The organism is Gilliamella sp. N-G2 (assembly GCF_002142215.1).
Lineage (GTDB): Bacteria > Pseudomonadota > Gammaproteobacteria > Enterobacterales > Orbaceae > Gilliamella.
Genome location: NZ_NAST01000014.1, coordinates 41,901 through 53,223, shown reverse-complemented (window position 1 = coordinate 53,223; position 11,323 = coordinate 41,901). Strand labels below are relative to the sequence as shown.

Sequence of the window (11,323 nt, the reverse complement as noted above, 5' to 3'; positions counted from 1 at the left end):
CTAATGGATAGCAAAAAAGGATTAAGCCTGTTATTGCTTTTATTATTAACCTAACTTTATACATTATACTATTTAGTGTTTAGCAAATTGTATACAGCATCAACAACATCTTGAACCGTTCTTACTGATTTAAAAGTTTCAGGATCAACTTTTTTGCCAATCTTTTTTTGTAAATGAACGACTAAATCCACTGCATCAATACTATCCAAGTCTAATTCCTCAAAAAGTTTAGAATCTGGTTTAATCTCATCGGCAGATAATTCAAAAAGTTGCACTAGCGCTGATTGTACTTGTTGAAAAATTTGTTGCTTATCCATTAAAAATCTTCCTTAATTACTGTTGAGAAATAATAAAATCAGCTAGCGTTTTGACTGAGTAAAATGCTTTTTTAGTTTCTTCGCTTTCTGATGATAAAACAATACCATATTGATTTTTGATAGCAAGACCTAGTTCTAATGCATCTATTGAATCTAAGCCTAAACCATCACCAAATAATGGCGCTTGTGTATCAATATCTTCAGGTGTGATCTCTTCTAAATTAAGAACTTCGATTATTAATGCTTTTAAATCGTGATGTAGTTTTTCCATTTAATTTCCCTTTTTGTCTCTTACTCTTTTTTTTGTTCTAGCGTTAACAACGTTGTCAGGTGTCTTGTAAGACTTCTTGCTGCAATAGTGGTATTTTCGTCTAGAAAGTCATCGATTATAATTTTTTCACCTACTGTAATATTGAATCTCGCTTTTTTTTCAGGGATGTCATACCATTTTTGTTGTTTTATCAACCATGGTGGATTACATTCAATATGTATGATTCGTATATCAGCATGGCATCTTAATGCTATGTTAGCTGCGCCTCTTTGTAACTTAATAGGGTGATTAGGTATACTCCTAGTCCCTTCAGGAAATATCAAAATTCTACCTTTATTAGATAGGATTTCATAACATTGTTTTAATATTCGGCTTGATTCACCGTTAAGTATATAGCCTGCTGTTTTTATTATGCGACTGATAAAAATATTATTAAGTAATGCACCTTTAACTAAACAATCACATCGCCCCATGACGGATGCCAGAAGGACAACATCTAACAAGGAAGGGTGGTTGGCAACGATCAAACATCCTTCATCCTGTTTTAATTTTTCAATACCATTAAATTGATAGTTGAAAATACCTAATGACTTTATTATCCATAAAAAAACTTTAAAATTAACACTGATACTATACTGAGCAATAAGGTTTCTTTTTTGTTTATTCCACACAAATAATCTTAATAAACTAAACCATATTAAAGATAAAACGAATAATCCATAAAGGCCAAATATAATAAATCCCAGTGCGGTCGCAAATAATCGCCACCACTGGTTTATGGTGTAGAATTTTCGCTTGTTCATGTATTTATTGCCCATTGCCAGTCTTGTGATAATCCTTGTATGATAAAATTCTGTTTTTTTTTAAGATAAGCTTGTAAAAATATCAGTGATTGTGGGTAGTTAATTGGATTTTGTTTAGACATTTTATCAACACTTTGGCAAGTAAACATATCGCCATTAGTTAAGATATAACCTACTGCATAATAAGGAACTAATTGATTAATATGATTTAGATAAGGCTTAGGAACAATTCCATCGAAATCAATTAATAGTACTTTTTTATCTTTTTGTCGCAATATTGGTAGTACTTCTATCAAACTTTGTTGAAAACCATCATTATTAGCACTTAGTGATGTGATGGGGATAGATTGTTTAGCATTAATCGTGAACAATCCCGATGCAGTATTATGTACTGAAAGTGCAAAATCAGTAGGCGAAATATCATTAGCTTGATTAAGTGAGGTAAGTATTTTATACGTTCTTTCTAGTTCACCATGTCGGCTTGAAAAAATTGCCAAATCCAACTTGTTATTTTCAATCAGCTCTAAACCAACTTCAACAGCGAGACGTGAAGGAATACTCATTCTTCTTGCTTGCATCATAGGCAATTTATTGAGTTTGGGTAATGGTAAATCCCAATTATGACTTTCCTGTTTAGACCACAATTCCCAGTCAGATTTAGAAGATAAACCAGCAGATAAAGCAAACCAATTTTCGATTGAAAAAGAAAATCTCATATTAATGTTTTTTTAATTAGTTCTTTACTTAGTAAGTTTTTGTAATATTATTAAGTCGATAATTACAGAAAATTTTCGATTTATTTATACAATACAGTAAAACTATAAAAAGGCAATACATTGGCAGGACAAGAAAACATCAAATATGGATTTAATAAGGAAATTTATACAGCCTTAGAAGCGATCACAGAAGCTCAAAAAATTGCTTTTGCTCCTATTTTATTTCAAGCCATTATCTGTCTTAAAAACAAAGGAATTTTGTTTCATATAGATCAGTCTGGTAAAACAGGTATTAATTTAGAAGAATTAACTAAAAAAGTATCTTTATCACCTTATGCAATTGAACTTTTGTTGGATGTTGCACTTAGTATGCGTGTCATTTATCAGCAAGACTCCAATTATATTTTAGGTAAAGTTGGACATTTTTTATTGCATGATAAAATGACCGATGTTAACTTAAATTTTTCCAAAGATATTTGCTACCAAAGTATGTTTTTTCTTCAAGAAGCACTTGAAAAAGGCGAACCAAGCGGTCTTAAAGTTTTTGGTGATGGAAACACGATTTACCCTATGTTGCAGTCGTTGCCCGAACAAGCGAAAAAAAGTTGGTTTGATTTTGATCACTTTTATTCCGATCACTCTTTTCCTGTTGCTTTAACTCATATTATGGAATTAAAACCCAAGCATGTTTATGATGTTGGCGGTAATACTGGTAAATGGGCGATTTATTCAGTTAAACATTTGCCTGAAACTCAAGTAACAATTTTAGATTTGCCTGAGCAAATAGCAGTAGCTAAAGAAAACGTTAAACAAGCAAACCTTGAAAATCGTATCGATGGTATTGCTGTAAACTTACTAGAAACAGATATTTTACCCAATCAAGCAGATGTATGGTGGATGAGTCAGTTTCTAGATTGCTTTAATTCGGATCAAATTACTCAGATATTAAAATTAATCCACCGTAGTATGCATGATGGTGCATATGTTTGTATTATGGATCTTTTTTGGGATCGCCAAAATTTTGCAGCCGGGGCTTTAAGTTTAAATGCTTCCTCTCTCTATTTTTCCTGTTTAGCAAATGGTAATAGCCGCTTTTATCACTCTAAGGTATTTTATAAATGCCTAAATGAAGCTGGATTTCATGTTGAGAAAGATATTGATGGACTCGGATTTGGTCACACTTTACTAATATGTAAAAAACGTTAATAAAAATAATCTTAAAGGAGTAAACAATGAAATTTTTTAAATATATTGCTGCATTTTTCTTAGTTTCACTATTGTTTGGTTGTGCAGGTAAATATCAAGCACCAAACAATATTACCACCCCAGTTAATGGTTTAACTAAAGCGCAGGTTAAACAAGCTATTTTAGATAGTGGAACAAAAGGTAAAGCAGCATTCGGTACTTGGAAAATGGAAGTCTTAAATAGCAATACTATTAGGGGTCATTTATTCAACCGTAAATTTGAAGTTGTAGTTGATATCCCTTATTCAGCGACAAGTTATTCAATCAATTACGTGTCTGTTAGTCCAAATTTACAAGGTAGCAATGGAAAAGTTCACCGTAATTACAATCGTTGGGTAAATAATCTTGATGTTAAAATTAGAGAAGGCCTTTTCAGAGCTAAATAAGAATTTTATCTAAAAAATATTTTTATTTTCTAATGAAATATCGGTAGGCCCAAAATTGGTTTGGGCTTATTCATAATAATCAAATGCGCCAATATTATCTCCCTTTACTTTCTATAAAAACATTTTATTATTTACTAGCAATAATATTAATCGTTAAAATTAACTATCTATTCTTGGTATTGAAGTTTAGAATATATCCATATTCATAAATTAGTATGAATATTATTCAAGTTCCAATCTTTTCTTTTCTATCTTTTTCTATTTCATAAATCTTAGCACTTGAGGACAATTATTATGTTTCAATGGCTTTCAAATTGGATTTTAGATGGACTTAAGCATTCACCCGAAATACTTTTATTTCTTTCTTTAAGTTTAGGGTATTTGATTGGTGGAATTCGAATCGGTAAATTTCAATTAGGTGGGGTTGCTGGTTCATTATTGGTGGCAGTGGCATTAAGTGTATTTGGTGTTACTGTCGATGCTGGCGTTAAAGCTGTGCTTTTCGCCCTATTTATTTATGCTGTCGGGTTCGAAAGTGGACCACAATTCTTCCGTTCATTAGGAGTTAAAACTCTGCGTGAAATCTTTTTAGCGTTATTTATTGCTGTTGCTGGTTTTGTAACGGTAGTAGTTTTAGCCAAATTATTCAATTTAGATAAAGGCCTTGCTGCTGGTTTAGCTGCAGGAGGATTAACACAATCTGCCATTATGGGTACGGCATCTGATGCGCTAACTCAGCTAGGCTTAAGCCCAGAAGAGTTAAGCCGATTACAAAGTAATGTAACCATTGGTTATGCAGTGACTTATATCTTCGGTTCACTTGGCGCTATTATTGTTTGTGTTAACATTTTGCCGAAAATTATGGGGCGAGAAATTAACGACGATGCAATTAAGGCCGAAGCAGAACAATTACATGGCTCACTTTTATTAGGTAGTGGTCAAAACTTTGCTTTATCTGATGTAACTGGTCGCTTATATCGTATTACTAATAAGGTTAATCAAACCGTTGAAAGTTTAGAAAAGGTGATTAATGGTATTAGTATTGAGCGAATCAAACGTGGCAATCGTATTATTGAAGCTGCACCTGAAACTTTATTAAAAGCCAAAGATATTATTTTGGTTGTTGGTCATCGGGATGCCATGATTGCTGCAGCTGATTTATTGGGTGAAGAAGTGAATTCAGCACAGGGTATGGATGTGGTGATGAATACCCAAGATGTTGAAATGCGTAATACTCGATATGTCGGTCAAAATTTAACGCAAGTGCTTTCATCTGACGAAGTGATGAAGTTAAAGCATGGTATTTATTTAATTGCTGTTCATCGTGATGGACAACCATTGCCATTAAACAATGATATGGTATTTAAATTAGGTGATGTCATTACTATTTATGGTACTGATGGTGATTTAAGGCGTGTAGTAGATAGAATTGGTGCGCCGATTACCAAAAGTGAAAAAACTGATTGGATATTCCATGGGTTAGGTCTTGTTGTTGGACTTATAATTGGTCTTATTGTGATCCGAGTCAGTGATATTCCAATCACTTTAGGTGCAGGTGGTGGTGCATTATTATCAGGATTATTGTTTGGTTGGTATCGCTCCTTGCATCAAACTGTTGGAAATATTCCAACCGGAGCTGTGCAACTACTTAAAGATTTTGGCTTAGCTGGCTTTGTAGCAGTGGTTGGTCTTAGCTCAGGTTTACAAGCCATTAATACGATTAAAGATCAAGGTCTTTCATTATTCTTAATTGGTGTTGTAGTGACTTTATTGCCGATGTTACTTGGCATTTATTTTGGCAAGTATGTACTAGGTTATAAAAATTCAGCGGTATTTGCTGGAGCTTTAGCTGGCTCTCGCAGTGCGAATCCTGCTTTTGGTGAAGTACTTAATAAAGCTGGTAACTCAACGCCTACCAATTCTTTTGCTATTACCTATGCTTTAGCTAATGTTTTCCTAACATTATTGGGACCATTAGTTGTTGCTTTTGTTTAATTGACATCTCAAATTAAGGATACATAGTTATGAAAAGTAATAATGAATATGCAAAATATGCGAATTTAAGTCCTTTTGAATTGAAAGATAACTTAATTAAACTAGCACAAAGCCATACTGACCGTGTGATGTTAAATGCAGGGCGTGGTAATCCTAATTTTTTGGCAACATGGCCACGACAAGCATTTTTTCAACTTGGTGTTTTTGCGCTACAAGAATCCGAAATGTCATTTTCATATATGAATGAAGGTGTTGGTGGTATGCCAATTAAGGCTGGTTTAACTGGTCGTTTTGAACATTTTGTTCGTCAAAATTATCAAACACCTGGCGTGTCATTTTTAGGTAAAGCATTTTCTTATATTCGCGATCAGCTCGGCCTAGATGAAAATGCATTTTTACAAGAGATGGTGGAAGGTATTTTAGGTTGTAATTATCCTGTACCAGATAGAATGTTACGCTTTAGCGAAGAGGTAGTTAAAGCATATGTGCTTACACAAATGGGAGCACAATATCTTGGTCGTGATGATCTTGATCTGTTTGCCGTTGAAGGTGGTACTGCAGCAATGGCTTATATTTTCAATTCTATGAAAGAAAATAACTTAATCGAAAAAGGCGACAAAATTGCGATTGGCGCACCTATTTTTACACCATATTTAGAAATTCCAGAGCTTAATGATTATCAATTAGTAGAGGTATTAGTTAATTCTGATCCTGATGCCAATTGGCAATATCCAGAAGCTGAATTACGTAAATTAGAAGATCCTACTATTAAAGCTTTTTACTTAGTTAATCCATCTAATCCCCCATCAGTAAAAATTGATGATAAAAGCTTGCAGATCATTGCTGATATTGTGAAAAAACGTCCTGATTTAATTATTTTAACTGATGATGTTTATGGCACATTTGCCGATAATTTCCAATCTTTGTTTGCTATTTGTCCAAAAAATACAATTTTAGTTTATTCATTTTCTAAATACTTTGGTGCAACTGGTTGGCGTTTAGGTGTTATTGCTACAGCACGTGATAATATATTCGATAAAAAAATTAAGGCATTGCCTAGCAAAACGAGACAAATTTTAGATAAACGCTATAGTTCTATTGTAACTGATCCTGAAAATTTAAAATTTATTGATCGTTTAGTGGCCGATAGTCGTGCAGTTGCACTAAATCATACCGCTGGGCTTTCAACTCCACAACAAGTACAAATGGTGTTATTTGCATTGTGTGAAATGATGGATACCGATCAAAGTTATAAAGCAGCATTAAAATCATTGATCCGTCGTCGAGCGGCTTCGTTATATCAACATTTAGGACTTGCGCATCATACTGATGAAAATAGTGTTGATTACTATACCTTAATTGATCTAGAACATATTTGTCGTGAGCTTTATGATGACAAATTTGCTAAATGGATCTTAAAAAATAAAAATCCATCTGAAATGTTATTTAGAATTGCCGATGAAGCTGGCGTTGTTTTATTGCCAGGTAAAGGATTTGCTGTACAGCATCCTTCGGCTCGAGCTTCATTAGCCAACTTAAATGAATATCAATATGCAGCGATTGGTTTATCAATGCGAAAACTTGCTCAAGAGTATTATGCTGAGTATCAAAGTAAAGCTAAGAAAAAATAGTTAATCATTTAGATTAATTCATTTGTCTACATATCAAACCCTAGTTTAACTAGGGTTTTTTATTTTATATATCATTTAACTTGATTATAAATTTTAGTTATTCCTTCTGAATAAAATCAAGTTAATTTAATAATATTGATTTTTTTTAAACAGTAATTTGACAGCTTATTTTCCAATCTATATTATTGCAAATGAAAATCATTATCAATTATGGCGTGTTCGGATGAAAAAAATAACTGCAAAATTTAGTTTATTTAGCTTGTGCCTTATAAGCTGTTATAGCTCTATTGTTCTAGCTGAAAATAAAATTAAAGATATCAAGGAAGATAATGAAAAAGATAAATTGGAGACAATTACTGTTACTGGTGAAGGGGTACAACGTAGTGAATTACAAACTAGTTCAAGTTTAAGTGTTATAACCAATAAGGATATCGAAAGACGTCCCGATTTTTATTCTCTACTAAATGTACTGAAACAAACATCAAATGTGTTAGATACAGGATTAGGTAATGATGTACCCACAATTCGCGGCGTAGAGGGTACTTCAGCTCATGGTGCAGTGTCCTTTTTAGCCGGCGTTCGTCCTAGAGTTAATATTCAGGTTGATGGTGATTCATCGAATTATTATGAATTAGCATTTGGCACAAAATCACTTTGGGATATTAAACAAGTCGAAGTTTACCGTGGGCCACAGAGTTATTCTCAAGGCCGTAATTCTATAGCTGGCGCTATAGTTATGCAGAGTAACGATCCCATCAATAAATTTGAGGCAGCCGCTAAAGCGGACTATGGTAATCAAAATAAACGCCAATTAGCCGCAATGCTATCTGGTCCATTAATTGATGAGCAATTACTTTTTCGCTTTACGGTTGATCAGAAAGGTCGCAAGTCGTACGAACATATAGCAAATTATCATCCAGCAGGAGATTCAAGGAAGTTTAAAGCCACCACAACTAATGCTAAATTACTTTGGTTACCTTCGGCTGTACCCGATTTTTATAGTCGTTTGACCTTTAAACATGTAGATTCACGAAATCCTCAAGGTGAATTTAAACCAACAATTATTCGTGATACATATCGTCCGGTTCATAAAACTCGTACTTCGAGCACAATATGGGATGCAGGTTATCAATTTAATGATACATGGGAATTTGAAAATAAAACTGTTTATTCTAATTATATTCGTGACCGTTTTTCGCTACCTTCTGGCGCACCATCAAGAGTGGAAGGTCATCAGTGGCAAGTTCAGCCAATTTTAAGATACAACGATGGTTCATATAAAGGTTTATTGGGTCTATTTTATTTAAAGGCACCACAAGATGACAGTATTTTATTAGGGGTTCGCAACCTTTATCATGACGTTACAAACACTAAAGCGGTTTTAGGGGAATTTACCTTTAAACCAATAGATATTATCGAAGTAAATCTGTCTGCTCGTTATGAACAAGAAAAACATACTCGCAACGGCGGTAGTAACTATGTTTTAAATTATCAGAGTAAAACAGATGTTTTCTTACCAAAATTTGATATTGCTTATTTAATCAGTGATGATCAGAGAATTGGTGCCAAAATTGCTCGCGGTTACAATCCTGGTGGTGCAGGTATTACCTTTACATCTCCTATTAAAATCTACAGTTATTCACCTGAATATCTTTGGAACTACGAGATTTATCATCGTTGGCTTTCAGAAGATAAACGCCTAAAAGTTAATACCAATATTTTCTATAATGACTATAAAGATATGCAAATTGAGTATTCTCATCCACTAGGAACAACTATTGCTAATGCCGATAAAGCTATAACTTATGGCGCTGAATTTAATATTGAATGGCAAGCAACACAAAATTTAAATTTAACCTCTGGTTTGGGCTTACTTAAAACCAAAATAGAAAAATACAGCGACAGTAAAAATTATAACGGCAATAAGCTAACGCGTGCTCCTGGTTATACATTTAATCTAGGCGGTTACTATAACCTACCATATGGGCTGGAAACCGGATTAAATGCATCGTTTGTGGATAGTTACTATACTGATGCATCAAATAATAGGACATCGAAAATTGATAGTTATTACCAAGCAAATGCTTATTTAGCTTATAACTTTAAACAAGGTCGAATCATGCTTTATGCTGATAATGTTTTCAATGCGCATGAAAAAATAAGCCTTATGTCCTCATCTTCTCGATATAGCACTTATCAGCAACCACGACAAGTAGGTATTTCTGCACAAATAAACTATTGATAAATCAGTTAAATATTATATGTACGAAAGGTCTAAATTTGTTTTATTTTTTACTACTAAAGAATGGTATTAATGAAAATATTATGACCACAAAATAGGTACTGCAAAAGGAAAATTAGTAAATGAATGACAAAGCAACAATTAAATTACCTAAAAATGTATGGTTATTATTTGTAAGTCTTTATATTACAGAATATGTTGGTATTGGCTTTTTGACAATCGCCTTAGCTTTAATCCTAAGAAAAGATGGTATGGAGTTAGACCAATTAAGTCTTATTCCTTTAATGATGTTACCAATTGGTTTAAAAATTTTATGGGCACCTGTTATTGATAAATATTTAAAAAGACGAATATCTCATTATCGCAATTGGTTATTTATCTCTTTAACGCTAATGTTAGTATGCTTAATCTTTATAGCTTTGTTAGATCCTATAAAACAGTTTTATATCATTTTACCCATCATTTTTATTTTTTCGACCATGACTGCAACTCAAGAATTAGCCATATCAGGATTAGCCTGTAATATTTTTTTAGTTCAGCAACGTTATCTAATTTCAAGTATCAAAACCAGTGGTTCTATGATAGGTAATATTTTAGGTGGCGGAGTAATTTTACTACTTTATGCCTATATTGGTTGGATGGGTTGTTTATTATTAATTGCTATTTTAATTGGATTTACATTAATTCAACTTTTCTTTTTTGAAGAGTACCGTTACTGTCAAAATAAACCAATATATGAAAATATGGATCCTAAATATTGGAAAGATCTGATTATCATCTGGAAAGGTAGAATTAATTGGTTAATTATTTTGATACTTATGCCGTTTAGTTTCTTACCAGCTTATAATCTATTATCACCAATACTTGTCGATGATGGTTGGGCATTATCAGATATTGCTATTTTATTAAAAGTATTTGGATCCATTGTTAGCTTAGTGGCTGTTATATTAGTTGCAAAAATCCTCAAGCGATTATCTAGGAAACAAAGTTTAACATATTCATTACTTTTTCATGCTTTTGGTTTACTTGCATTCATCCCGATCTCGTTAGGTTATGTTAATATTTTTAATGTCTATTTAGCCTGTTTTCTTTACTTCTTTAGTTTACCTTTAATGTCTATTGCGATTACTGCCATCATAATGGACAACTCAGATAGTTCACAGGCACGTTCTACTGCTTGTAATGCTCAATCAGCGCCAAGTTTTATATGTGGATTTATCGTAATATCACTAAGTTATTATCTTGCACAAAAATTTGGTTATTTTCCAGTTGTAATCGGCTCAATAGTATTGGCATTTTTAAATGCATTTTATGCAAGTCGAACAATGGGAAAATAGTATCAGAATAGGTAGATAGGATAACTTTAAAGCGTAATTGGATGGATAATTAAATTAGTATGCTTATTGCTCAAGATATTGGATACCAAATTCAAGATACCCTTGTTGTTAATCATGTAACGACTCAATTTCAACCAGGGCTTGTCTATGGTATTGTTGGTCATAACGGCTCTGGCAAATCGACATTTATTAAATTATTAGCAGAGCAAATTGCCGCAACATCTTGTGTTATCACATTCGATGAAAAAAATAGATTTTAGTTAATTAAATAATTATTCAATTTTTTAATTATATTGCCATTTTAATAACTCAATTAAAAAACTCACTTTTTTGGTGTTTTTTGATAAACTAATTATTAATAAACAATATAATCGTAACAG

Annotated in this window: 11 protein-coding genes; 7 read left to right on the top strand and 4 right to left on the bottom strand. The window is 32.8% G+C overall.

What is annotated here, in order from left to right; genetic code table 11:
* Positions 1-68: 68 nt before the first annotated feature.
* Genes B6C99_RS07980 through B6C99_RS07965 form a run of 4 tightly spaced genes read right to left on the bottom strand, consistent with a single transcriptional unit; the run spans position 69 to position 2,107 of the window.
* On the bottom strand, positions 69-317 hold the full coding sequence (locus B6C99_RS07980; RefSeq protein WP_086359354.1) for an acyl carrier protein: 249 nt from the start codon (positions 315-317) through the stop codon (positions 69-71).
* 16 nt (positions 318-333) lie between these two features.
* A complete protein-coding gene (locus B6C99_RS07975; protein ID WP_086359353.1) occupies positions 334-588 on the bottom strand; it encodes a phosphopantetheine-binding protein in 255 nt (84 codons plus the stop codon).
* A gap of 20 nt (positions 589-608) precedes the next feature.
* Positions 609-1,391 (bottom strand): lysophospholipid acyltransferase family protein, encoded by a 783-nt coding sequence (locus B6C99_RS07970; protein ID WP_216819423.1) that lies wholly within the window; start codon positions 1,389-1,391, stop codon positions 609-611.
* Positions 1,388-2,107, bottom strand: coding sequence for a beta-ketoacyl synthase chain length factor (locus tag B6C99_RS07965; protein WP_086359351.1), 720 nt, complete (start codon positions 2,105-2,107; stop codon positions 1,388-1,390). The genes B6C99_RS07970 and B6C99_RS07965 overlap by 4 nt, the downstream gene beginning before the upstream one ends.
* 138 nt (positions 2,108-2,245) lie before the next feature.
* Between B6C99_RS07965 and B6C99_RS07960 the strand changes: the two genes are divergently transcribed.
* From B6C99_RS07960 to B6C99_RS07930, 7 genes are all read left to right on the top strand, one after another.
* The gene (locus B6C99_RS07960; protein WP_086359381.1) at positions 2,246-3,313 is read left to right on the top strand and encodes a class I SAM-dependent methyltransferase; all 1,068 of its coding nucleotides are present in this window, start codon (positions 2,246-2,248) and stop codon (positions 3,311-3,313) included.
* A 26-nt stretch (positions 3,314-3,339) separates the two neighbouring features.
* Positions 3,340-3,738 carry a hypothetical protein gene (locus B6C99_RS07955; protein WP_086359350.1) on the top strand — a complete coding sequence of 133 codons (399 nt, stop codon included), beginning with the start codon at positions 3,340-3,342 and terminating at the stop codon, positions 3,736-3,738.
* Positions 3,739-4,032: 294 nt separating this feature from the next.
* Complete coding sequence (gene aspT, locus B6C99_RS07950; protein WP_086320577.1) at positions 4,033-5,733, top strand: aspartate-alanine antiporter; 1,701 nt, start codon at positions 4,033-4,035, stop codon at positions 5,731-5,733.
* Between the two features lie 29 nt (positions 5,734-5,762).
* Positions 5,763-7,364 (top strand): bifunctional aspartate transaminase/aspartate 4-decarboxylase, encoded by a 1,602-nt coding sequence (locus tag B6C99_RS07945; protein WP_086359349.1) that lies wholly within the window; start codon positions 5,763-5,765, stop codon positions 7,362-7,364.
* A gap of 223 nt (positions 7,365-7,587) precedes the next feature.
* Entirely contained in the window at positions 7,588-9,606 is a 2,019-nt protein-coding gene (locus B6C99_RS07940; RefSeq protein ID WP_086359348.1) for a TonB-dependent receptor, read from the top strand.
* 122 nt (positions 9,607-9,728) lie between these two features.
* The gene (locus B6C99_RS07935) at positions 9,729-10,943 is read left to right on the top strand and encodes an MFS transporter (RefSeq protein ID WP_086359347.1); all 1,215 of its coding nucleotides are present in this window, start codon (positions 9,729-9,731) and stop codon (positions 10,941-10,943) included.
* A 59-nt stretch (positions 10,944-11,002) separates the two neighbouring features.
* Positions 11,003-11,203 carry an ATP-binding cassette domain-containing protein gene (locus B6C99_RS07930; RefSeq protein ID WP_086359346.1) on the top strand — a complete coding sequence of 67 codons (201 nt, stop codon included), beginning with the start codon at positions 11,003-11,005 and terminating at the stop codon, positions 11,201-11,203.
* Positions 11,204-11,323: the final 120 nt, after the last annotated feature.

Excerpts from the sequence above, each read along its gene's own strand:
- B6C99_RS07980 (WP_086359354.1), bottom strand. The coding sequence starts at position 317 with ATGGATAAGCAACAAATTTTTCAACAAGTACAATCAGCGCTAGTGCAA.
- aspT (WP_086320577.1), top strand. The coding sequence starts at position 4,033 with ATGTTTCAATGGCTTTCAAATTGGATTTTAGATGGACTTAAGCATTCA.
- B6C99_RS07975 (WP_086359353.1), bottom strand. The coding sequence starts at position 588 with ATGGAAAAACTACATCACGATTTAAAAGCATTAATAATCGAAGTTCTT.
- B6C99_RS07940 (WP_086359348.1), top strand. The coding sequence starts at position 7,588 with ATGAAAAAAATAACTGCAAAATTTAGTTTATTTAGCTTGTGCCTTATA.
- B6C99_RS07945 (WP_086359349.1), top strand. The coding sequence starts at position 5,763 with ATGAAAAGTAATAATGAATATGCAAAATATGCGAATTTAAGTCCTTTT.
- B6C99_RS07965 (WP_086359351.1), bottom strand. The coding sequence starts at position 2,107 with ATGAGATTTTCTTTTTCAATCGAAAATTGGTTTGCTTTATCTGCTGGT.
- B6C99_RS07970 (WP_216819423.1), bottom strand. The coding sequence starts at position 1,391 with ATGAACAAGCGAAAATTCTACACCATAAACCAGTGGTGGCGATTATTT.
- B6C99_RS07935 (WP_086359347.1), top strand. The coding sequence starts at position 9,729 with ATGAATGACAAAGCAACAATTAAATTACCTAAAAATGTATGGTTATTA.
- B6C99_RS07930 (WP_086359346.1), top strand. The coding sequence starts at position 11,003 with ATGCTTATTGCTCAAGATATTGGATACCAAATTCAAGATACCCTTGTT.
- B6C99_RS07955 (WP_086359350.1), top strand. The coding sequence starts at position 3,340 with ATGAAATTTTTTAAATATATTGCTGCATTTTTCTTAGTTTCACTATTG.